The 23,269-nt window shown below is 37.6% G+C and carries 17 protein-coding genes; 8 read left to right on the forward strand and 9 right to left on the reverse strand.

Going from position 1 to position 23,269, the window contains the following annotated elements:
* Positions 1–181: 181 nt before the first annotated feature.
* Positions 182–700 (forward strand): outer membrane beta-barrel protein, encoded by a 519-nt coding sequence (locus tag IWB64_RS11635; protein ID WP_194534157.1) that lies wholly within the window; start codon positions 182–184, stop codon positions 698–700.
* Between the two features lie 23 nt (positions 701–723).
* Here the strand turns inward: IWB64_RS11635 and IWB64_RS11640 are convergent, their stop codons facing one another.
* The 5 genes from IWB64_RS11640 to IWB64_RS11660 all read right to left on the reverse strand — a co-directional run bounded on the left by IWB64_RS11640 (position 724) and on the right by IWB64_RS11660 (position 4,463).
* On the reverse strand, positions 724–1,011 hold the full coding sequence (locus IWB64_RS11640) for a DUF3817 domain-containing protein (protein ID WP_194534158.1): 288 nt from the start codon (positions 1,009–1,011) through the stop codon (positions 724–726).
* Positions 1,012–1,113: 102 nt separating this feature from the next.
* Positions 1,114–2,505, reverse strand: a complete 1,392-nt coding sequence (lpdA, locus tag IWB64_RS11645; RefSeq protein WP_194534159.1) for a dihydrolipoyl dehydrogenase — start codon at positions 2,503–2,505, stop codon at positions 1,114–1,116.
* Between the two features lie 165 nt (positions 2,506–2,670).
* A complete protein-coding gene (locus IWB64_RS11650) occupies positions 2,671–3,198 on the reverse strand; it encodes a DUF1572 family protein (RefSeq protein ID WP_194534160.1) in 528 nt (175 codons plus the stop codon).
* Between the two features lie 51 nt (positions 3,199–3,249).
* Positions 3,250–3,747 carry a peptide-methionine (R)-S-oxide reductase MsrB gene (gene msrB, locus IWB64_RS11655; protein WP_194534161.1) on the reverse strand — a complete coding sequence of 166 codons (498 nt, stop codon included), beginning with the start codon at positions 3,745–3,747 and terminating at the stop codon, positions 3,250–3,252.
* Positions 3,748–3,917: 170 nt separating this feature from the next.
* On the reverse strand, positions 3,918–4,463 hold the full coding sequence (locus IWB64_RS11660) for a hypothetical protein (RefSeq protein ID WP_194534162.1): 546 nt from the start codon (positions 4,461–4,463) through the stop codon (positions 3,918–3,920).
* A 189-nt stretch (positions 4,464–4,652) separates the two neighbouring features.
* Between IWB64_RS11660 and glgB the strand changes: the two genes are divergently transcribed.
* From glgB to IWB64_RS11680, 4 genes are all read left to right on the forward strand, one after another.
* Positions 4,653–6,551, forward strand: a complete 1,899-nt coding sequence (gene glgB, locus IWB64_RS11665) for a 1,4-alpha-glucan branching protein GlgB (protein WP_194534163.1) — start codon at positions 4,653–4,655, stop codon at positions 6,549–6,551.
* Between the two features lie 101 nt (positions 6,552–6,652).
* A complete protein-coding gene (locus IWB64_RS11670; RefSeq protein WP_194534164.1) occupies positions 6,653–9,052 on the forward strand; it encodes a glycoside hydrolase family 31 protein in 2,400 nt (799 codons plus the stop codon).
* Between the two features lie 36 nt (positions 9,053–9,088).
* A complete protein-coding gene (locus IWB64_RS11675) occupies positions 9,089–9,898 on the forward strand; it encodes a M48 family metallopeptidase (RefSeq protein WP_194534165.1) in 810 nt (269 codons plus the stop codon).
* A gap of 61 nt (positions 9,899–9,959) precedes the next feature.
* The gene (locus tag IWB64_RS11680) at positions 9,960–11,297 is read left to right on the forward strand and encodes an MFS transporter (RefSeq protein ID WP_194534166.1); all 1,338 of its coding nucleotides are present in this window, start codon (positions 9,960–9,962) and stop codon (positions 11,295–11,297) included.
* Positions 11,298–11,329: 32 nt separating this feature from the next.
* Here IWB64_RS11680 and IWB64_RS11685 read toward each other — a convergent pair whose 3' ends face one another.
* Genes IWB64_RS11685 through IWB64_RS11700 form a run of 4 tightly spaced genes read right to left on the reverse strand, consistent with a single transcriptional unit; the run spans position 11,330 to position 14,274 of the window.
* Positions 11,330–12,052 carry a head GIN domain-containing protein gene (locus tag IWB64_RS11685; RefSeq protein ID WP_194534167.1) on the reverse strand — a complete coding sequence of 241 codons (723 nt, stop codon included), beginning with the start codon at positions 12,050–12,052 and terminating at the stop codon, positions 11,330–11,332.
* Between the two features lie 33 nt (positions 12,053–12,085).
* Positions 12,086–13,177 carry a hypothetical protein gene (locus IWB64_RS11690; RefSeq protein WP_194534168.1) on the reverse strand — a complete coding sequence of 364 codons (1,092 nt, stop codon included), beginning with the start codon at positions 13,175–13,177 and terminating at the stop codon, positions 12,086–12,088.
* Positions 13,158–13,718: a hypothetical protein gene (locus IWB64_RS11695; RefSeq protein WP_194534169.1), complete on the reverse strand. Its 561-nt coding sequence runs from the start codon at positions 13,716–13,718 to the stop codon at positions 13,158–13,160. Before IWB64_RS11695 ends, IWB64_RS11690 begins: the two co-directional genes overlap by 20 nt.
* A gap of 1 nt (position 13,719) precedes the next feature.
* On the reverse strand, positions 13,720–14,274 hold the full coding sequence (locus IWB64_RS11700; protein WP_194534170.1) for an RNA polymerase sigma factor: 555 nt from the start codon (positions 14,272–14,274) through the stop codon (positions 13,720–13,722).
* Positions 14,275–14,588: 314 nt separating this feature from the next.
* On the opposite strand from IWB64_RS11700, the gene IWB64_RS11705 reads away from it, so the two are divergent.
* The 3 genes from IWB64_RS11705 (at position 14,589) to cmk (ending at position 23,211) form a co-directional block, all read left to right on the forward strand.
* The gene (locus IWB64_RS11705) at positions 14,589–19,820 is read left to right on the forward strand and encodes an Ig-like domain-containing protein (protein ID WP_194534171.1); all 5,232 of its coding nucleotides are present in this window, start codon (positions 14,589–14,591) and stop codon (positions 19,818–19,820) included.
* A gap of 248 nt (positions 19,821–20,068) precedes the next feature.
* Positions 20,069–22,519, forward strand: coding sequence for an endopeptidase La (gene lon / locus IWB64_RS11710; protein ID WP_194535869.1), 2,451 nt, complete (start codon positions 20,069–20,071; stop codon positions 22,517–22,519).
* Entirely contained in the window at positions 22,519–23,211 is a 693-nt protein-coding gene (cmk, locus tag IWB64_RS11715; RefSeq protein WP_194534172.1) for a (d)CMP kinase, read from the forward strand. The genes lon and cmk overlap by 1 nt, the downstream gene beginning before the upstream one ends.
* The last annotated feature ends 58 nt before the right edge of the window (positions 23,212–23,269 follow it).

Genomic DNA, 23,269 nt, shown 5'->3' on the forward strand with positions numbered 1-23,269 from the left:
GTTAATTTCTATTTAGATTTTATTTAGGTAAGTTTTCTAGCTTCAAAGAAGCTTATCCTAAGCAGTTAGGACTTCTGTCACACATCGATTTTTGATTTGTAGCTACAACAAAAAGGTAATGAACTTCGTTTAGCCTTTAGTTTTACCAAACAACCAAGCACAAACCAAATTTCAAATTGCCATGATCAAATCTTTCTGTTTATTTCTGACCCTTACCTTTTCATGTATTTCAATGTTTGCCCAAGAAGGCTTTAAAATTGGCGCGCACGCCGGTATGCCTATTGGAGAGTATAATGATTATGTTAGTGTCGTTATTGGCGCCGATGTGGGCTATATGTGGGCTCCGAACAAAGTATTTGACCTAGGAATAAAGGCAGGTATAATTCACGGCTTTGCCGAAACCTTTACCGGTCAGAATGTTACTATAGACTATCCTAGCGTTCAGTTTTTACCTCTTGCAGCTTCAGTTAGATTGTGGCCTTCAAAAACATTTTCTATTGGAGGAGACATCGGAAACGCTTTTGGGTTAAATGAAGGAAATGACGGCGGACTTTATTATCGCCCTCAAATAGGATTCCAAGTGGGACCAAAATCTGAACTTAACTTTTCGTACACTGGTATCACCATAAACGACAGCACTTGGTCTACGATTACAATGGGTTTTGTCTATACCTTTTTATCAGCAAGACATTTCAGATAATTTAGTTGAATAAGACCGTACGCTTACGCAACAGCGGCATCGTTTAGGTACTTTTTTTCCACGTAAAAAGTGGCGAAGGGTAGAAGGGAAGCAATTAATATTATAATTCCTTTTTTAATGCTCCATTTTTGCTCCATCCATAGTACAACGGCCAAAATAACATAGGTTATGAATAGCACACCGTGAGCGTACCCTACATATTTATTGGGCATAGGTAAATCTGCCAAATACTTTAACGGCATGGTAATGGCAAACAAAGCCAAATAAGAGATACCTTCTAAAACTGCTATAACCCGAAAAAAACTTAGCATACGGAATGGATTTTAATGTGTTCGTTCTGAAAAAAATAATGGGCCTATGAGAAGTGTTTTAAAAACAATCTTATAGGCCCATTTATAATTTATTATTAAATATTACAAGTGTATTACCTCGTCATAAGCAGCTGCAACAGCTTCCATAACAGCTTCACTCATAGTTGGGTGAGGGTGAACAGCTTTCAAGATTTCATGACCTGTAGTTTCTAGTTTTCTTGCAACAACAGCTTCAGCGATCATATCAGTTACACCTGCGCCAATCATATGGCATCCTAACCACTCACCATATTTAGCATCAAAAATAACTTTTACAAAACCGTCAGGAGTACCAGCTGCTTTTGCCTTACCACTTGCCGAGAAAGGAAATTTACCAACTTTAATATCTAGCCCTTTTTCTTTTGCTTGTTTTTCAGTAAGACCTACAGATGCAATCTCAGGAGTACAATACGTACATCCAGGAATGTTGCCGTAATCTAACGGCTCAACATGCATGTCAGCTATTTTTTCAACACAAAGAATACCTTCGGCAGAAGCAACGTGTGCTAGTGCCTGACCTGGAGTTACATCGCCAATAGCGTAGTAACCTGGTATGTTTGTCTGGTAGTAATTGTTTACTAATATTTTATCTCTATCGGTAGAAATACCAACATTCTCAAGACCTATGTTTTCAATATTGGTTTTGATACCAACAGCAGAAAGAACAATATCTGCCTCTATAACTTCTTCGCCTTTAGCAGTTTTTACAGTTGCTTTTATGCCTTTGCCTGAAGTGTCAACAGAAGTAACTTCTGCAGAAGTTTTAATTTTTATACCGGCTTTCTTTAGGCTACGTTCTAATTGTTTTGAGATATCCTCATCTTCAACCGGAACAATGCTAGGCAAATATTCTACTACAGTCACATCCGTACCCATAGCATTGTAGAAATAGGCAAATTCAATACCTATAGCACCACTACCTACAACAACCATAGATTTTGGTTGTTCTTTTAAGGTCATAGCCTCACGATACCCAATAATTTTTTTACCATCTTGTGGTAAACTAGGTAACTCACGGCTGCGAGCTCCAGTAGCAATAATAATGTGTTCTGCACTGTATTCAGTTTCTTTGCCATCAGCATCTTTAACAGAAACTTTCTTGCCAGCCTTTAAAGTACCATAACCTTTGATTACTTCAATTTTGTTTTTCTTCATCAAGAACTGAACACCTTTGCTCATACCATCGGCAACGCTACGGCTTCTTTTTACCACGGCATCAAAATCTTTATCTACATTTTCAGCAGAAAGACCATAATCTTCAGCATGTTGAAGGTAATTAAAAACCTGAGCAGACTTCAATAATGCTTTGGTAGGTATACAACCCCAATTCAAACAAACACCACCTAAATTTTCTTTCTCGATAATGGCTACTTTAAAACCTAATTGAGAGGCTCTAATAGCGGTAACATATCCTCCGGGTCCGCTACCCAAAACAATAACATCGAAATTGCTCATATTTTTTATTTTTTTGCTGTTGTGTATTTAATAAGCCCGCCTTAGCTAAGCAGCTGCAAAAGTACAAAACCTAACGGAAAGATTAATACGAAAATTGAAGTCTAGTGCGAAAAAGGACTTGTTTCGTAGTGTGTTAAACTAACATTTTGTGGCATGTGTAACAGCTTACTTCTTAAACATGTTTTTATTGAATTCTTTTGAGTAGCCTTTTGGTATAGAAAGAGAGGTCCAATCTTCGGCTTTTATCATTTTACCTAAAAGTACAATCTGACCTATATGACTGCTGTAATGAGCTAGTTGCCTATGAACTGCCTCTACAATTGTGTGACTCTCATTTCTTATTTTTATTGTTGTGTCAAAATTATCTGATGTAACTGAGTTTAAAGCTTTAAAAAGACATTGCCAACCTTCTTCCCAGCCGGCCAGCATTTCTATTTTAGTCTTGCAGGGGTTAGTGAATTCATCTTCCCGATTTCGCCACGGTTTCTCTCCGTCTTCGGTTAGAAAATTTGTCCATCTGCTAAGCATATTACCAGACATATGCTTTACTATTAATGCAATAGAATTGTCGCCTTCGTTTAATTTCCAGTGTATATCTTCATCGTTGAGCTGTAGAAAGGTACCGTCGCCCATTGATTTATATCGATTGAATTCAAAAAGTACACTCTTTATAAAATTATTAGGATAGTCCATGCTCAAAGGTGATTTTCAATATAAAATTATTGAATTACCGTAGCATTTACACTATTCTGCAGGCACAAAATCTAATGCTACACCATTAATACAATGTCTTAAACCAGTTGGTTCCGGACCATCTTCAAAAACATGACCTAAATGTCCTCCACAAGTGCCACAGTGCTCTTCCGTTCTTTTGTATCCTATTTTATAGTCCACATCGTACCCAACATTTCCTTCTATTTCCTCATAAAAACTAGGCCACCCTGTGCCAGAGTCAAATTTGGTATTACTTTTAAAAAGCTCAGTACCACAAGCAGCACATACGTAAGTACCTTCTTTTTTATTCTCCAATATATCCGAAGTAAAAGGGTTTTCCGTAGCGGCCTTGCGAAGTACATAAAATTCTTCTGGTGTAAGTTCTTTTTGCCATTCGGCATCCGTCTTTACTACGCTAAAATTTGTTTCTTTTTTATCTGTTGTTTCTTGTACCGTTTCCTTTTTCTGGGAATTTCCTTTGCAGCCTACAAGTACGAAAGCAATTGCGATTAATATATTTTTATACATAGCTCTTTAATTTTTTTATAAGTTCTTAATTAGACGAAAGAGAAACTCGGTCCTTTCAAATTTATAGGTATTTACGATAGTTTTAAGAAACGGTTTTATTTAGGCTTAAAAGAAAAACACCCCGCTCCATTAGGGGCAGGGTGTCTATTAAATTTTTTAAAGAAATAGTCTTATTTAAATGATGTTTTAATAACATCGGCTTCTGTAAGGCCTATGCTGCTCAATACGGCAGTAATATTACTTTTATCTGTTTTGGCAGTTGCATCAAAGTCTGTAGGTACAATTACAATTCTAAAAATCTGGTTTTCTATAAAACCTGATTGAACAAGAGTAGCATCAAATTCTGGTTCTACAAAAATACTATAATCACCTTGAGTAAAATCGAAGTTGTAATAAAACAGACCTTCTTCACTGAAAAATGGTTGGGGTAGCTGACGCCATACATCCAAACCATCACTAACTTCTTCTAATCTATATATTAATATAGCATCACCGGAACGAAGACTGATATCAGAAGGATAAGGTTCAAATAAAAACTCGTACCTGTTTAAATTGGAACTTAGCAATAAATCAATTTCAATTTCGAAAGCGGCAGCTTCAAAAGCTGCGCCATCCGCACCATCACGTCCATCAAACCCCGCAGGGCCAGTTGGGCCTTCACATGAAATAAATAGAATTGTAAAAAGCGTACCGAGTAAGAGAAGTGATTTTTTCATAATATTGATTTTGTAGTTGATAATTTTAAACATAATTAGAATTCTTTTTTCAAAAAGCGTTCCATTTTCGGATAATTCGTATCTTTTATTTGTAACATTGATATACTGACCCAAAGTTAATTAACAAATATGTAAGCTTTTTTGTAAAGTTCCTTAGATTTGTCAGTATTACCTAACTAATCGAACACTATGCCACAAGTAACTGTTTTTAGTCTTTTCTCCGATTTTGATATTGATCTTTTTAAATCAGGTAAACATTTTAGATTATATGAGAAACTAGGTTCCCACCCAATGGAATTGAACGGGGTAAAGGGTACTTATTTTGCTGTATGGGCGCCGTCTGCTCGCGCAGTATCGGTTATTGGTAACTTTAACGATTGGGACGATAATGTACATATGCTTAATGTAAGATGGGATGGCAGCGGTATATGGGAAGGCTTTATTCCTGAAGTAGGTGTAGGTGAAATTTATAAGTATAAAATATATTCTAATAATCACGGTGCGGTCACGGAAAAGGCCGATCCGTTTGCAAGATATTGTGAACATCCTCCAAAAACTGCATCCATTGTTTGGGAGGCGGATTATGAATGGAAGGATAAAAAATGGATGGACACTCGAAAAGAGAAAAATGCGCTTGACGCTCCTTTTTCTGTCTACGAAGTACATTTAGGTTCTTGGAAGCGTGATAAGGACGGAAACTTTCTTACTTACGAACAATTGGCCATAGATTTGGTAGCCTATGTTAAAGACATGGGCTTTACTCATATAGAGTTTATGCCTATAATGGAATACCCTTACGATCCTTCATGGGGATACCAACTTACAGGCTACTTTGCACCAACATCTAGATTTGGTGATCCAGAAGGTTTTAAATTACTGGTAGATGCATTGCACCAAGCAGAAATTGGGGTTATATTGGATTGGGTGCCTTCACATTTTCCTGAAGACGCACATGGCCTTGGCTTTTTTGATGGATCACATCTTTATGAGCATCCGGATAGAAGAAGAGGATATCACCCAGATTGGAAGAGTTTGATTTTTAACTACGGAAGAAACGAAGTTCGTGCCTTTTTAATTAGTAACGCAATTTTTTGGTTGGATCAATTTCATGCAGATGCCTTGCGTGTAGATGCCGTAGCCTCCATGCTTTATTTAGATTATTCTAGAGAAGAAGGGGAGTGGGAGCCAAATATGTACGGGAACAACGAAAACCTTGAAGCCTTATCTTTCATTCGTGAGTTTAACGAGGCGGTTTACGGTAGTTTTCCAGATGTACAGACTATTGCAGAAGAATCAACAGCATTTTCCGGAGTTTCAAAACCTGTTATGTATGGAGGTTTAGGTTTTGGAATGAAGTGGATGATGGGTTGGATGCACGATACTTTAGAATACTTCAAAAAAGAAGCAATCTATAGAAAACACCACCAAAACGATCTTACATTTAGTGCAACTTATGCCTTTACCGAAAATTATATGTTGCCATTTTCACATGATGAAGTTGTATATGGTAAACAATCATTAGTGTACCGCATGCCTGGTGATGAGTGGCAGCGTTTTGCTAACCTGCGTTTAATGTTTGGGTATATGTTTACGCACCCTGGAACGAATCTTATTTTTATGGGAGGTGAATTTGGCCAGACCAGCGAATGGAATTTTCAGAAAAGTTTAGAATGGCATCTAACGGAGTATGCCGTACATAGTGGTGTGCAAGAGCTTATTAAAGATTTGAACAGTATTTATAAAAATTACCCAGCTTTATACCAAAAGCAATTTAGCCCCGATGGTTTTCAGTGGATAGATTATGGAGATCATGAAAATTCTGTCCTAACTTATATAAGAAGAGGTAATAATGCGGAAGATGAGTTATATGTTGCTTGTAATTTTACTCCAGTGCCTAGAGAGAACTATAGAATAGGAATACCAAAAAATTCTGGTAAGCTAACAATTATCTTAAATAGTGACGATAAAAAATACGGAGGATCTGGTACGGATCCAAAAATTTCAGGAATAAAGGAGATAGCGTGGCATGGGCGTGAACAATCTATAGAATTGACTATTCCACCTTTAAGTATTGTTATTTTTCAATAGGGCTGCCTTGCGATATTCATAATAGTTGCTAATTGTTATGCATGCATTTCGTTTTTAAGGCTTAAATTTGTTTTTTTTGTTAGTTTTCAAACACCGAACCTATGATAACCAATACCGAGTTAGAATATAAAGGAAATCTTTACCCCAATGAGATTGTTAACTTTGTAAAGGATAAAGATAAATTCTATTTCACAACTGAAAACGGAGTAGTTTTAGAAATCACGGTAATTCAAGATAGAACCATACGGTTCCGATATGGAACTGATCATGCGTTTCAGCCGGATTTTTCCTATGCTATTGACCCTAATGCTAGTAGGGGTTACAGTCACTTAGACTGTTTAGAAACAAAAACCGAATATATAATTGAGACCTCTAAACTACAGGTACTCATTGATAAAAAAACATTACGTACTCAAATATCCGATTTAAACGGTAATATCATCAATGAAGACGAACTAGGTTTTCATTGGGAAGAAAACTATGAGCACGGTGGTAATACCGTGAAAATGAGTAAAATCACCCAACATACCGAGAGTTTCTATGGTATGGGAGATAAAGCCACGCATAGTAACCTTAAAGGGAAAAGAGTAAATAACTGGGTGATGGATCAATACGCTTACGCTAAAGATCAAGACCCACTTTATAAAGCAATACCTTTCTATATAGGTTTGCATAGTGGACAAGCTTACGGTGTTTTCTTTGACAATAGTTTCAGGACTCATTTTGATTTTGCTCACGAACGTCGTTCTACTACAAGTTTTTGGGGAGATGGCGGAGAAATGAACTATTACTTCTTTTACGGCCCGGAAATGCATAAAGTAGTAAGGGCATATACCAATTTGACGGGAGCACCAGAGTTGCCACCTTTGTGGGCTTTGGGGTATCACCAGTCAAAATGGAGTTATTTCCCAGAAAGTAATGTAAAAGAAATAGCTAAACAGTTCAGAGACCTTAAGATACCATGTGATGCCCTTTATTTGGATATTGATTATATGGATGGTTTTAGGTGTTTTACTTGGGATAAAAAGAAATTTCCCGAACCCAAACGTATGATCGATGAATTATATGAAGACGGATTTAAGACCGTAGTCATGATCGATCCGGGTATTAAAGTAGATAAAGATTATTGGATATATCAAGAAGCTGTAGAAAACGATTATTTCTGTAAGCGTGCAGATGGTCCAAGAATGAAAGGAAAAGTATGGCCTGGAGAGTGCAATTTCCCAGATTTCACCAATCCAGCTGTACGTGAGTGGTGGGCAGAGCTATATAAGGAATTCATGGCCGAGATTGGTGTACATGCCGTTTGGAACGATATGAACGAACCGGCTGTTATGGAAGTACCTACTAAAACTGCTCCTTTAGATACACGTCATGATTATGATGGTCACCCTAGTAGCCATAGAAAAGCGCATAACATTTATGGAATGCAAATGGTAAGAGCTACTTATGAAGGTGTAAAAAGATATGTATACCCTAAAAGACCTTTAGTAATTACAAGAGCAGCCTATTCGGGTACGCAGCGCTTTGCTTCAACTTGGACAGGTGATAATGTTGCCACTTGGGAACATTTATGGATAGCCAATGTTCAAATGCAGCGTATGTGTATGAGCGGTTATTCTTTTGTAGGTTCTGATATTGGAGGTTTTGCCGAGCAGCCTAACGGTGAGCTTTTTGCAAGATGGATCCAGTTAGGTATTTTTCATCCTTTTTGTAGAGTCCACTCCAGTGGAGATCACGGAGACCAAGAGCCTTGGTCTTTTGGAACAGAAATTACAGACATTGTTAGAAAGTTCATAGAGCTACGTTACGAATTACTGCCCTATTTATATACCATGTTCTGGAGATATTCAAAAGAGGGAACACCAATGTTATTGCCTATTGTTTGTTACGATCAAGAGGATACACAAACACATTTTAGAACTGATGAGTTCATTTTTGGAGAGCAAATTTTAGTTTGCCCAATTCAAGAACCAAATGCAAAAGGACGTAGAATGTACATCCCTAGAGGTGATTGGTACAATTATTGGACTGATGAGGTTATAGAGGGTGGAAAAGAGAAATGGGTAGTTGCGGATATTGATATGGTTCCTTTGTTTATAAAGGCTGGTGCCATAATTCCAAAATATCCTGTGCAACAGTATGTAGGTGAGCTTGAGATCAAGGAATTGATTTTAGATGTTTACTTTACTGAAGGAACTGAGAACTCTACTGTTTATGAAGATGCGGAAGATGGTTATGCTTATGAGAACGGTAAATTTAGTTTACGGAACTTTAAGCTTTTAGGTAAAGAAAAAGAAATGACCATTCAGCAGTTTAAGGATGGTGCTTTTATTACCACCTATGAAACATTTAAAATTAAATTACATGGGCTTCCATTCAAAATTGGAAAAGTAGAGATAGATAATGAAAAAGTTGCCATAAAGGATGTTATGCCTAATGGAGATGATATTATCTATGTGAGCAAAGACTTTACCCAATTACGAATTACCGAAGAGTAAGTTTTTTTGTAATTTGCAGGTATAAACACAACCATAATGAGAAAGATAATTTTAGTTTTAGCCCTTTTCTTGGGGGTCGCTTCATGTAAAACGAATCCGTTTACAGGAAAAAAAGTATTGAATTTTTACCCAAACAGTCAAATTTTTCCGACGGCATTTGCGCAGTACGACCAATTCTTAACCGAGAATAATGTGGTAGAAAGTTCAGCAGAAGCAAAAATGATAACCAAAGTCGGTCAACGGATATCTTCCGCTGCTGAAAAATGGTTGACTGCAAATGGGTATGCAGGTTACCTTAAAGATTACAAGTGGGAATATAACTTAGTGAATGATGAAACTGTAAACGCATGGTGTATGCCAGGTGGTAAAATTGTTTTTTATACAGGAATATTACCTATTTGCGCAGGTGAAAGGGGTATTGCGGTTGTAATGGGCCATGAAGTTGCACATGCATTGGCTGATCACGGTGCGCAACGTATGAGTGCTGGTGTCTTACAGCAGGCAGGTGCTGTTGCTGGTAGCGTAGCTATTAAAGACCCTCAAAAATTAGCAATTTTTAATCAAGCTTATGCAGCCGGTTCTCAAGTTGGTGTAATGTTACCTTTTAGTAGAAGTCACGAAACCGAAGCAGATCGCATAGGTTTGCAGATTATGGCAATAGCGGGTTACGATCCAACAGAAGCAGCAGAATTGTGGAAGCGTATGAAAGCCAACAGTGGAGGAGATGCTCCAGCGGAATTCATGAGTACGCACCCTTCTAATGATACTAGAATCAAGAATCTTACTGAATGGGCTCCCGCAGCTAGAGCTGAAGCTAAGAAGTTTGGAGTTACCTCTTTTCAGTAAATCATAACAATTATTGTATATTTAAAACCGTTCTCAAAAAGAACGGTTTTTTTATACCATTATGCCAAAAACCAACCTTCCTAAAGGAAGTAAAAAACTTCTGAATGCTTGGGCGTTCTATGATTGGGCCAATTCAGTTTACAACCTCGTAATCTCGTCAGCAATATTTCCTATTTTTTATGGAGCGCTTACCTTGGTTAAAGATGAGAAAGGTAGAGTTCTAGACGATACGGTTCACTTCTTGGGTACCGATTTTAATAATGATACTTTAATCAGTTATGTTACTGCAGCGGCATTTTTGGTGGTTTCTTTTCTGAGCCCGTTTTTAAGCGGAATAGCAGATTACGTGGGCAACAAGAAAATCTTTATGAAGTTCTTTTGCTATTTGGGAGCCATATCTTGTATAGGGTTGTATTGGTTTAGTATGGATTACCTATGGTTTGGGTTGCTTTGTTATTTTACCGCATTGATTGGTTTTTGGTCTAGCCTTGTTTTCTATAATTCTTATCTGCCAGATATAGCATTTCCGGAGCAGCAAGATGCTATTAGTGCTAAAGGCTATTCTTTGGGTTATATTGGTAGTGTGGTGCTTTTGATTATCTGTTTGGCCATGATTTTAAAGTTTGATTCATTTGGTTTTGAAGATGAATCCACACCAACCCGACTTTCGTTTGTCTTAACGGGCATATGGTGGATTGTTTTTAGTCAGTATAGTTATTACCACTTGCCAAAAGGAAATAAAAAGGAGGCTTTTACAAAAGATATTCTATTTAACGGTTTTAAAGAATTGAAGCTTATTTGGGAGAAAATCAAAACCAACGTACCATTAAAGAGATATCTGGGAGCGTTTTTTGTGTACAGTATGGCTGTACAGACTATTATGCTAATTGCTACCTATTTTGGAATAGAAGAACTTGATTGGGGTACAACGGATTCAACTACGGGGCTTATTGTAAGTATTTTGCTCATTCAGATTGTGGCGATTTTGGGAGCTTTCGTAACATCGCGCTGTTCCTCCCATTTTGGGAACATCAATACATTAATTGTTTTGAATCTAATTTGGATTTTCATTTGCATTTTTGCCTACACAATAACAACTCCAATGGAGTTTTACATTACCGCTGCGGCAGTTGGTCTTGTGATGGGTGGTATACAATCTCTGTCTAGATCTACGTATTCCAAGCTTTTGCCTAAGGATGCGGTAGACACCACTTCTTATTTCAGTTTTTACGATGTCTCAGAAAAAATAGGTATTGTTATCGGGATGTTGAGTTATGGTTATATAGCTCAGATAACCGGAAGTATTAGATATTCAATAATATTTTTAGGCTTATTTTTCTTAATAGGGATGTTTCTTTTAACAAGGGTCAATAAAAAAGCCCCTTTAGAAGAGGCTTAATTTGATGACTATAGTATTCGCTTTTTGATGTATTATTCGCCAGATATATCTCCTGAACCAGATGTTTTTGTATCTACTTTTTTGGGATTGCCGCGATAATGAATATCACCCGAACCAGAAACCCTTGCTTTCAACTTTTCATTGGCAGTAACTTTGATATCGGCTGAACCGGAAACCGTAGCTTCTACATTATCGGCAATTAAATCATAGGCCTTAATATCTCCTGAGCCAGAAATTGTAGCTTTAAAATCGCGAGTATTGCCGCTGAGGTTCATATCTCCCGAGCCGGACATGCTGGCGGTTAAATTTTCAGTATCCACATCTAAAGTTATATCTCCAGAACCGGACATGGAAGTTTTAAAATCAGCTGTTTTTAGTGTCGTATGACCAACAATGTCTCCAGAACCAGACAAGCTAAGAGCATCTATGCTCTCTACGGGAACTTGTACATGTAAGCCTCCCTTGTGCAATGAGGGTTTTAGATTAACCCCTTTTTCTACTTTAATAATTAGCTTGCCATTTTCTACCTTTGTAATAATGTATTCCAATAGATTTTCTTCTCCTTTAACCACAAGTTCTCCTTCGCTACCACTAACTAAGTCAATATCAAAAGACCCGGAAATGGTAATGGCATCATAGTCGCTAACGTTTCGTTCTATGGAAACTATCTTTCCATTGCCTCTTACACCTTTTCCCCATTGGGCTGAACAGGATAATGTTACTAATGCTAAACCTAATACGATAAAATTTTTCATGACTGTTTGTTTTAATTTGATTTTGATGATGATTTAATTCTTATAAAATGATACGCCGCCATAGTCGCTTGAAATAGATACGGAATTGCCGCTATTGTCAGAACCATAAAAGCCTTTATAATACTTACTTGTGTTTTTTTCTTCACTAATATTAATTTCAAAATCGTCCTTACCACTCACACCCGAGTATGAGGTTCTGATTTCAAAATTAAAATGATAGTCCGGGGAATACCCAATTTTTACTCCTGTATAATCCGTATTTAATTGCATGTTTCCGGCATCACTTGCCATGTTTGCAATTTTCAATGAGCCATAGTCTGCCGAGATATCCACATTACCATGAATTGTTCCTAATTGCACATTTATATAATCGCCATTACCTTCTATGTTATTGACTTCTCCAATTTCTATTTTGCCATAATCACTGGAGTATTGTAGGTTGTCCATCTGTTCTACAGAGCTGTTGGTGTAGTCCGCACTAATGATCAAATCCCCTGCTTTTTCTATATTGAATCCCGAGTAATCTGCTGAGATTTTACCACTGTTCATATATGAAATAGTAGATTTTGAGGTGTAATCAAAATTTAACTGGTTGTTACGTCCGCGAAGCTCTCCAATATCTAGCCTGCCGTAATCGCAACTTATTTTTGCATGGCCGTCAATACGATCAATGCTAATACTGCCGTAATCATTATCCAAGTCAATATTACTCTTAATAGGAAGTTTAATGGTGTAATTAATTTGCATATTCACGTTGTTGCTATTGCCCCAGTTCCAACCCCATCTACTTCTACTTTCGTTAAAAATAGTTCTTGCAGATACGGCACTTTGGCTAGATTCAAAATCCACAGAAATCTGATCTAGTTTCTCTTGGGCCTTTTCTTCATTGTTGCTATTGGTCGTAATGTGAACCTCAATAAGAATACGGTTTTCGTTCCAAGAAATAATATTCAGGTTACCATAGCTATTATTGACTTCTAACAGGGCATCGCTATTTACCTCAAACTCTTTTTTTATGGTCTTTTCTTTTTTATACTTGCCTTTTAACTCCCCATTATTTGCTAAAAGGAAAGCGGGAAGCATGAATAAAAGTATAGCAATGAAGTTATATAGTTGTTTCTGCATTATCGTAATTTTTTAAGTTTTTTATAGATTCAATAGTATTGAGGACCTCGTGTAAGAGGTCAATACGAGTTTGAAAATTGGTTATCATAGCGCTCAAAAGAAGCTTGCTGTTACCACCGTTAATAAGGTCTTGTTCTAGTTTTTTGTAATTGTTTTCTAGCTTTTTAAGCTGTACCATAGTGTCTTCAACAATCTTTTTGGTTTCGGGCGTACTTTCATTTTTAAGCTCATTAACCTGCTCCTCAATAAGACTGGCAAAATAAAACTCTGTACGTGATACTTCTGGTGATATTTCTGCAACCTGTTGCTCTAAAGAAGGTTGAGAATTAAATATCCCAAATGTAGTTGCACATACAATGGCGATTGAAGCTGCAATGGATAAAGGTTTCCACCATGCCTTGTTTTTACTTGGTAAGGTCTTAATGCCTTTTCGGGCATTTAGCTTTTCCAAAAATCGTTGTTCATGACCATGGGCAGGAGCCTCAAGGTCAAAAGAACCTTCTAGGTTTTTGAACAGGTTATCTATATTATCTTCTTTCATCTTAAGCTTCCGTCATTTTATTTCTTAAGCTTTCCTTAGCTCTAGAAATAGTAGTTCTACAATTTGAATAACTAATATTCATGATCTCACATATTTCTTCATAATCATAACCTTCAATAAGATGTAAGGTCAAAGAAACTCTATAGTTATCTTTTAATCGCTTCATGGTTTCCATCACTTTTTGAGCCTTCGGTTCTGTAAACGCATGAGAGTCGGCAATACCTATTTCGTTATCTTCGACCTTGTACAACACATCTTCTAAAGCAACCTCATTTTTTTTCTGCTGCTTTCTGTACTGATAAATGCTGTTGTTTATTACAATACGCTTCAACCAAGAACCAAATGCAACTTCGCCTTTAAACGTATGAAGTTTCGTGAACGCGCTCAGAAATGATTCTTGCATGACGTCTTCGGCTTCGTCGCTCTTTTTTACAATTCGTACTGCCGTGTTGTACATGGCTTTGTAATACCGATTATAAACCTCGAGCTGGGCACTTTGCTTTCCGTCTAGACACAATTGTAATAATGCATCAATATGTTCTCTTTCTTGGCTCAAAAAGTGAATGGTTTCTTTATAGATGATGTAAGTTATGGATTGTTACAGTTGATGTAAAAAAAAATCATGTTACTATTCGTCGAATTTAAAAGTCCTTTAAACGATAACCGGAATAGCAATATTAATGCATAGTTTAATTTTGTCGAATCCCCCAATTAAATTCTTTTTTTTATAATTTTTCAAACTGTTCTTATAGAAGAGTTTTGTAATAAATTATTTGTCAAAAGTCTGCTTTTTACCAAAAAGCCTCTTTATGGATGAAAATTAAGGATTGGTAAATTAATTATGAATCACATCTAACCAACCAAATTGAGATGATTAAGGGAATAAATCTTCTTTTGTCGAGTAAGCTCTTCATTTTTGTATTAGTATTAAATTTTAGTGTAAACGTACAGAGTCAAATACCAGTTACCGGAATAGAGATCGTTCTTGACAGTTTGGAAATAGTTGAAGGCTTCGAAGCAATGCTAACGGCAACCGTATTTCCTTCCGATGCCGATAATAAAGATATCATTTGGTCCACGGATTCCCCAACGATTGTTTCTGTGGACACTTTGGGAACGGTCACGGCACTAGTTCCGGGAACGGCCTCGGTCATGGCGACGACTGATGACGGCGGTTTCATTTCGAGTGCTTTTGTGGAAGTTTTAAGAGCGCCGATACAGGTTACCGGAATAGAGATCGTTCCTGACAGTTTGGAAATAGTTGAAGGCTTCGATGCAATGCTAACGGCAACCGTATTTCCTTCCGATGCCGATAATAAAGATATCATTTGGTCCACGGATTCCCCAACGATTGTTTCTGTGGACACTTTGGGAACGGTCACGGCACTAGTTCCGGGAACGGCCTCGGTCATGGCGACGACTGATGACGGCGGTTTCATTTCGAGTGCTTTTGTGGAAGTTTTAAGAGCGCCGATACAGGTTACCGGAATAGAGATCGTTCCTGACAGTTTGGAAATAGTTGAAGGCTTCGATGCAATTTTAACGGCAACCGTATTTCCTTCCGATGCCGATAATAAAGATATCATTTGGTCCACGGATTCCCCAACGATTGTTTCTGTGGACACCTTGGGAACGGTCACGGCACTAGTTCCGGGAACGGCCTCGGTCATGGCAACTACTGATGACGGCGGTTTCATTTCGAGTGCTTTTGTGGAAGTTTTAAGAGCGCCGATACAGGTTACCAGAATAGAGATCGTTCCTGACAGTTTGGAAATAGTTGAAGGATTCGATGCAATGCTAACGGCAACCTTATTTCCTTCCGATGCCGATAATAAAGATATCATTTGGTCCACGGATTCCCCAACGATTGTTTCTGTGGATTCTTTGGGTATTGTGACTGCACTTAGTGCAGGTGTCGCCCAAGTCATGGCAACTACTAATGGCGGTGGATTCATGGATAATGTTTCAATCACTGTGAAGAAGCCTTTAAATGAAGTAGGTAGATGGAGCGAACCCATACCTTTTGGAATAGTTCCTGTAGCGGTTGCTAACCTTCCAGATGGAAGATTAATCACATGGTCCTCAAAGTATAAGAATTATTTTGGTGGTGCTGATGGTTTTACTTATACAGAAATATTTGACCCTTTTTTAGGTGTGAATGGACAGCCAGTGGGGGAGAAAGTAACAACCACCAATCATGACATGTTCTGCCCGGGGGTTAATAATTTAGGAAACGGACAAATATTGGTTACGGGAGGCTCTTCAAATCCAAAGGCAACTTTATATGATTATACAACAGACACCTGGATGCCAATGGACAATATGAACATTGGGCGAGGATATCATAGTGCCGTTACCCTGTCAGATGGTTCTGCAATGGTAATAGGAGGGTCTTGGAGTGGTGGATTAGCACCAAATGGCGAAAAAATCGCTGAAATATGGAGGCAGGAAAGGGGTTGGAAAATTTTACCTGGTTTGAAGAGTGATATTCTTTTCAATTCAAATGACTTAGCCTTTGAGGAAGAAGGGGTGTATAGAGCCGATAATCATGCTTGGTTGTGGGCAGCACCTAATGGAAAGATTTTTCATGCTGGCCCAGGAGAGGAGATGCATTGGATAGATGTAAGTGGAGAAGGATCTTTTGAAGAAGCTGGAAAAAGATTGAACGACACATATTCAATGAAAGGGAATACGGTAATGTTCGATATTGGAAAATTATTAAAAACTGGGGGCGCTACCTCTTATGCAAGTGGTGATGCGGCTAAGGATAATTCTTTTGTAATTGATATTAATGATGAAAACAATGTAGTAGTTATACCTACAGTAAATAATCTTTCCTTTAGCAGAACAATGCAGAATAGTGTAGTATTGCCAAATGGAGAGGTTTTGGTTACAGGAGGCCTTAGTACAGCTAGGGTTTTCACGGATGATGGTGCAAGGTTAGATGCAGAAGTTTATAACCCCGAAACCAATAGCTGGCGAACCTTGGCAGGTATGCACGTACCGCGTACTTATCATAGTGTTTCCATTTTACAGGCAGATGGAAGAGTATTTGCAGGAGGGGGAGGTTTATGTAATAGTTGCTCGAATCACTTGGACGCTGAAATATTCAGTCCTCCTTATTTATTTGATTCAAATGGTGATTTGGCGGATAGGCCCACTATAAACGCTCCAGAATCTGCGGATTATAATAGTGTAATTCAAGTTTCAGGAAGTGATGATATATCAGAATTTAGTTTAATTAGAATGTCTTCTTCTACTCACAGTACAAATAATGAGCAAAGAAGAGTACCTATTAGTTTTAGTGGTAATGGAAATTATAGTCTGAATATTCCAGATAGAAATATATTGCCCCCTGGATATTATATGTTATTTGCCTTAAACAATGAAGGTGTACCCTCAGTAGCAGAGTCTATATTGGTTGGGATGCCTTTAGTTTTGACATCGGGCGTAGTTTTATCGGAAGAGGCTGTTGAATTAGATTCGGGTGAATTACAAGAGCTAATAGCTACAGTAGTTCCTTCAAATGCAGAAAACCAACTTGTTACTTGGTCAACGAATAACCCATCAGTTGCAACTGTAGACTCAGATGGTAAGGTGACAGCTATAGCTACTGGAACTGCAATAATTACAGCTAAAACCAATGATGGAGCATTTACAGCGAGGGCAAATATTGTCGTAGATGGTGGCTGTACTTTTTCAAACGTAGCATTGGGAGGAACAGCAATTCAATCCAGTACATATGGAAATGGAAAAGCATTTATAGCCATTGATGGGATTACAACAGGTACTTCCCCATGGGTGCCGGATGTGCAGCACACAACAAATGAAGATTCGGCTTGGTGGGAGTTGGATTTAGGGTCAGATTACATAATTGATGAATTAAAAATTTTTAATAGAGGAGATGGTTTAGAATCTAGATTGAATAATTTTCACATTTTTGTATCAAGACGACCATTTTCTTCAATAGCTACATTAGAAAGTTTAATGAGCAATGGTAATATAGTTGAGTATTATTTTGAAGGAGAAGCTGGTTTAGAAGAAACGATTCCTTTAAATACAGATGGTAGATACATTAGAATTCAATTATCAAGTAGTGGAATTTTAAATCTGGTAGAAGTAGAAGTACAAGGATGCTTTTTAGGTAGCTCTAAATGTGAAGGTGTCCTTCCTCCAGACATACGTCCTTCGGGTCCATTTATAGCTAATGACACAATACAAATATTAGAAGCGACTCCATTGGGAGGTACTTGGTCAGGAGCAAGTACTGATGGAACATTTGACCCCAGTAAGGGTCCTGGTACGTATTCTGTTACCTATACTTCTGATAATGGGATTGGCTGTATCCAATCATATACCCGAGATATAACCGTTAATAGTTCTTGTACGGGTATTGACCCTCCAAGTATTATAGCAATAGGGCCATATCTTGATACAGATGGGATACAGACTCTAGAAGCAATGCCAACAGGTGGTACTTGGTCAGGAATAAGCACAGATGGAACTTTTGATCCAAGTGTTGGAGAAGGTATTTATTCGGTAACATATACATATGATAACGGGAAAGGGTGTATACAAACTGAAACAGCGGAAATAAGGGTAAACACACTCGGGAGTAGAGGTTGTGTATTGTCTAATATAGCAGCTAATGGTACTGCCGTACAGTCTAGTACATATGGTAATGGCACTGCTTCTGTTGCAATAGATGGAGAAACAGAGGGGACTTCTCCTTGGACAGGAAGTCTTCAGCATACCCTTAATGAGAATAAACCTTGGTGGGAGCTTGATTTGGGAACGAGCAGTGCCATAGAAGAATTACGCATTTATAATCGTGCGAATGGCTTAGAGGAACGGTTAAACAATTTTTACGTATTTGTCTCCCAAACACCTTTTGAGACAGGAATCTCGCTTGCGTCATTAAAGCAGGATAACAATATTTACAAATACCATTTTAGTGGGGAAGCTGGTCTTGAGGAGCACTTGAGGTTTGACGCGGAAGGAAGGTATTTGCGGATTCAACTTTCCTCCTTTGGAATTTTACATATGTCGGAAGTAGAGGTAATGGGTTGTGTAATGGACTCGTCGCAATGTGAGGATAATCAGGAGATAGTATTCGAGAATGTAGGACCTTTTGCTAGTACGGATGGATTGCAGACATTAATTGCTAATATAGACGGGGGAATTTGGTCAGGCTTTAGTTCTGACGGTACTTTTGACCCTTCAATAGGCCCTGGTAGTTATTCGGTTACGTACTCACATAATAGTGGTGCCGGTTGTTTTCAATCAAAAACTATTGAAATCAAGGTTAATATTTTAAGTGATTCGGGTTGTGTGATGGCTAATTTGGCGATAAATGGAACAGCTACTCAGTCTAGTACCTATGGCAATGGGTATGCATCTGCTGCAATCGATGGGAATATTCAAGGAGAATCTCCCTGGTCCGGTGACCTTCAGCATACCACTAATGAAAATAGACCTTGGTGGGAATTAGACTTAGGAAAAGAAAGAGGGGTTGAAGAAATACACTTATACAATAGAAGCAACGGTTTTGAATCGCGTTTGAACAATTTCTATATTTTTATCTCAAAAACACCTTTTGCTGTGGGAGCCTCATTAGAATCTTTACAACAAGATGAGAATATTTTTGAATATTATTTTGAAGGGAATGCCAATCTTATGGAAACTTTAAAATTAGTAACAGAAGGTAGGTATGTTCGCATTCAACTTTCGGGTAACGGAATACTTCACTTATCTGAAGTAGAGGTAATGTCTTGTGATTTAACCTCGAATGCTACGTCTTTAAAAGGTTCTATTACACCAGATAGTTATATGACTTATTCTGAAAATGGAGACGATATTCTTTTGGCTCCCAACCCAGTGTTGGATAATGTACAAATTATGGGAATGCCTAGGGAGATGATTTCTAAGATAATTATTTTTGATATGAAAGGTAGACAGGTACTTAATACTAAGAATATTGAAAACGCATATAGTTATGATACACAGTCTTTAGATGTTTCTATGCTTACAAAAGGAGTTTATCAATTACATATCACTTTAATAAATGGAAAAAACTATACAAAACGGTTTTTGAAAAAATAATTTTGAATTTAAATTATAAATAGACAAAGCCCTTTCTTAGGGCTTTGTCTATTTTAACGGGTTTTTAGTGGTGAAGGAAGATTTTGTAGAAGGTAGCATGGTATGGCATAAGAATTGCCAATTATGGACAGATAGAAAAGGCGCTATTAGTTGTTACAGTAATGATAACAGCGCTTTTAATGAATATGATTTTAATAGATAACTAAGGGTTCTGTCACTAAAATGACAGAATGACCGCAAATAATACTATGGGAGATCCTAAATTCACGAATTTTGACAATATGTCGCTACAGGCCATTGATGAGGATGCTGAGCTGATACCCCTTTTGACTGCAGAAGATGAGGAAGAAATGAATAATGAGGCTTTGCCTGAGACACTTCCTATACTGCCTTTACGTAATACCGTTTTGTTTCCTGGAGTTGTTATTCCTATTACAGCTGGTAGAGATTCATCCATCAATTTAATAAAAGATGCGAACAAAGGTTCTAAGGTTATAGGTGTTGTATCTCAAAAGGATAAGGACACTGAAAATCCAACGGTGAACGATATAAATGTTCTGGGTACAGTTGCACGTATATTAAGGGTGCTAAAAATGCCTGACGGAAATACAACGGTTATACTTCAGGGTAAAAAACGTTTTGAAGTAGCAGAAATGCTTACGGAGGAACCTTATATGACCGCAACGGTTAGGGATACTAATGAGGAAAGGCCTAATCAGGCAGAACCTGAGTTTTTAGCGATTATTGAGTCTATTAAAGATTTGGCGCTAAAGATTATTCGAGATAATCCTAATATACCAAGTGAGGCTTCTTTCGCCATAAAGAATATTCAGAGTAATTCGTTTTTAATCAACTTTGTTTCGTCTAATCTTAACCTTGGGGTAAAAGAAAAACAAGAATTATTGGAGATAAATAACCTCCAAGAAAGAGCGCTTGCTACACTAAAGCACATGAATCTTGAGCTTCAAAAATTGGAGTTGAAGAATGATATACAGTCTAAGGTCAGAAATGACATGGACCAACAACAGCGTGAGTATTTCTTGCATCAGCAAATGAAAACCATTCAGGAAGAATTGGGTGGAGTTTCGCATGATGATGAGATTTTTGAGATGCGTAAAAAGGCCAAGAAGAAAAATTGGGATGCTAAGGTAAAAGAGCATTTTGATAAAGAATTGGCCAAAATGCAACGAATGAACCCTCAGGTTGCTGAGTATTCTATTCAAAGAAATTATTTAGACCTTTTTCTAGACTTACCTTGGAACAAGTTTTCAAAAGATAAATTCGATTTAAAACGGGCGCAGAAAATATTAGATCGTGATCATTATGGTCTTGAGGATGTGAAGCGTCGTATTATTGAATATCTAGCAGTTCTTAAACTGAGAAACGATATGAAGTCTCCAATTCTGTGTTTATACGGACCTCCTGGGGTTGGTAAAACCTCTTTGGGTAAATCAGTAGCAGAAGCTCTAGGTAGAGAATATGTAAGAATATCTTTAGGAGGATTAAGAGATGAAGCGGAAATACGTGGGCATCGTAAAACCTATATTGGGGCTATGCCAGGTAGAATTGTACAGAGCCTTAAAAAGGCGGGTACATCCAATCCGGTTTTCATTCTAGATGAAATAGATAAATTATCCAGTAGTAGTCAAGGAGATCCTTCTTCTGCTATGCTAGAGGTTTTAGATCCAGAACAGAACAGTGAGTTTTATGATAACTTCTTGGAGATGGGTTATGACCTTTCTAAAGTGATGTTCATAGCAACGGCGAATAACTTAGGTACAATCCAGCCTGCGCTTCGTGATCGTATGGAAATCATAAACGTTACAGGTTATACTATTGAGGAAAAGGTGGAAATTGCCAAAAGGCATTTACTTCCAAAGCAGTTAAAAGAGCATGGTCTTACTGCTAAGCACCTGACTATAGCAAAACCTCAATTAGAAAAAATAGTAGAAGGCTATACGCGTGAATCTGGCGTGCGTTCTTTGGAAAAGCAAATTGCAAAAATGGTGCGTTATGCGGCCAAGAATATTGCATTTGAAGAGGAATACCAAGTAAAAGTCACCAATGAAATAATCGAAAAGGTTTTAGGGCCAGCTAGGTTAGAGCGTGATAAGTATGAAAATAATGATGTAGCAGGTGTTGTAACCGGTCTTGCTTGGACAAGTGTTGGAGGTGATATTCTCTTTATAGAATCTATCTTATCAAAAGGTAAAGGCACTTTAAACATTACCGGAAACTTAGGTAAGGTAATGAAGGAATCGGCAACAATTGCCATGGAATACATTAAGTCCAATGCGGAAAGATTTGGAATAAATCCCGAAGTATTTGATAAATATAATGTTCATATTCACGTGCCTGAAGGTGCTACTCCAAAAGACGGGCCTAGTGCAGGTATTACAATGTTGACCTCTTTAGTATCTTTGTTTACCCAGAAAAAGGTTAAGAAGAGTTTGGCTATGACTGGCGAGATAACACTTAGAGGTAAAGTATTGCCTGTTGGTGGAATCAAAGAGAAAATTCTTGCTGCTAAGCGAGCGAGGATTAAAGAATTGATTCTTTGTAAAGACAACGAAAAAGATATTTTAGAAATTAAAAAAGAGTATCTTAAGGGTCTTACATTTCATTATGTTACAGACATGCATGAAGTGGTAGATTTAGCCATTACAAATCAAAAAGTTAAGAACGCAAAAAAACTCTAATGTCTAAGATTACGATTGCAATAGATGGATTTTCTTCCACAGGAAAAAGCACGTTGGCTAAACAATTGGCCAAAGAATTAGGCTACGTTTATGTAGATACGGGAGCCATGTACAGAGCAATAACATTGTTTGCTATGCGCAATAATTTTATTGGAGACGGAGAAGAGCGGTTAGAAGATTTGGTAAAACTATTACCAAAAATAAAGTTACACTTTGTTCCTAATTCTGAATTAGGATTTTCTGAAATGTACTTAAACAATGAGAACGTAGAGAAAGAGATACGCACTATGCGGGTTTCTAAATTTGTTAGTAGAATTGCCGAGATTGAACAGGTGCGTTTTAAGTTAGTGGAGATGCAGAAGGGTATGGGCAAAGAAAAAGGAATTGTTATGGATGGTAGAGATATTGGTACCGTAGTTTTTCCTGATGCAGAATTAAAAGTTTTTATGACCGCATCACCTCAGGCAAGGGCTACCCGGAGATATAAGGAGTTGTTGGATAGAGGAGAGGAAGTCTTATACAAGGATGTACTGGAAAATGTGGAAAAACGTGATTTTATAGATTCGCATCGCGAGTTTTCCCCGTTACGAAAAGCAGATGACGCTATAGAGTTTGATAATAGCGATATGGGCCTCAAAGAGCAGTTTGAACGGCTGTTGAGTATAGCCGAGCGCTATATTGAAAAAGTATAAAAAAACCTGCCAGATATAAATCTGGCAGGTTTTTTTTTATTTAATTGGTTGTATACTA

The sequence above is a fragment of the Zobellia nedashkovskayae genome, assembly GCF_015330125.1.
GTDB classification, from domain to species: Bacteria; Bacteroidota; Bacteroidia; order Flavobacteriales; family Flavobacteriaceae; genus Zobellia; species Zobellia nedashkovskayae.

Excerpts from the sequence above, each read along its gene's own strand:
- IWB64_RS11635 (WP_194534157.1), top strand. The coding sequence starts at position 182 with ATGATCAAATCTTTCTGTTTATTTCTGACCCTTACCTTTTCATGTATT.
- IWB64_RS11640 (WP_194534158.1), bottom strand. The coding sequence starts at position 1,011 with ATGCTAAGTTTTTTTCGGGTTATAGCAGTTTTAGAAGGTATCTCTTAT.
- lpdA (WP_194534159.1), bottom strand. The coding sequence starts at position 2,505 with ATGAGCAATTTCGATGTTATTGTTTTGGGTAGCGGACCCGGAGGATAT.
- IWB64_RS11650 (WP_194534160.1), bottom strand. The coding sequence starts at position 3,198 with ATGGACTATCCTAATAATTTTATAAAGAGTGTACTTTTTGAATTCAAT.
- msrB (WP_194534161.1), bottom strand. The coding sequence starts at position 3,747 with ATGTATAAAAATATATTAATCGCAATTGCTTTCGTACTTGTAGGCTGC.
- IWB64_RS11660 (WP_194534162.1), bottom strand. The coding sequence starts at position 4,463 with ATGAAAAAATCACTTCTCTTACTCGGTACGCTTTTTACAATTCTATTT.
- glgB (WP_194534163.1), top strand. The coding sequence starts at position 4,653 with ATGCCACAAGTAACTGTTTTTAGTCTTTTCTCCGATTTTGATATTGAT.
- IWB64_RS11670 (WP_194534164.1), top strand. The coding sequence starts at position 6,653 with ATGATAACCAATACCGAGTTAGAATATAAAGGAAATCTTTACCCCAAT.
- IWB64_RS11675 (WP_194534165.1), top strand. The coding sequence starts at position 9,089 with ATGAGAAAGATAATTTTAGTTTTAGCCCTTTTCTTGGGGGTCGCTTCA.
- IWB64_RS11680 (WP_194534166.1), top strand. The coding sequence starts at position 9,960 with ATGCCAAAAACCAACCTTCCTAAAGGAAGTAAAAAACTTCTGAATGCT.
- IWB64_RS11685 (WP_194534167.1), bottom strand. The coding sequence starts at position 12,052 with ATGAAAAATTTTATCGTATTAGGTTTAGCATTAGTAACATTATCCTGT.
- IWB64_RS11690 (WP_194534168.1), bottom strand. The coding sequence starts at position 13,177 with ATGCAGAAACAACTATATAACTTCATTGCTATACTTTTATTCATGCTT.
- IWB64_RS11695 (WP_194534169.1), bottom strand. The coding sequence starts at position 13,718 with ATGAAAGAAGATAATATAGATAACCTGTTCAAAAACCTAGAAGGTTCT.
- IWB64_RS11705 (WP_194534171.1), top strand. The coding sequence starts at position 14,589 with ATGATTAAGGGAATAAATCTTCTTTTGTCGAGTAAGCTCTTCATTTTT.
- lon (WP_194535869.1), top strand. The coding sequence starts at position 20,069 with ATGGGAGATCCTAAATTCACGAATTTTGACAATATGTCGCTACAGGCC.
- cmk (WP_194534172.1), top strand. The coding sequence starts at position 22,519 with ATGTCTAAGATTACGATTGCAATAGATGGATTTTCTTCCACAGGAAAA.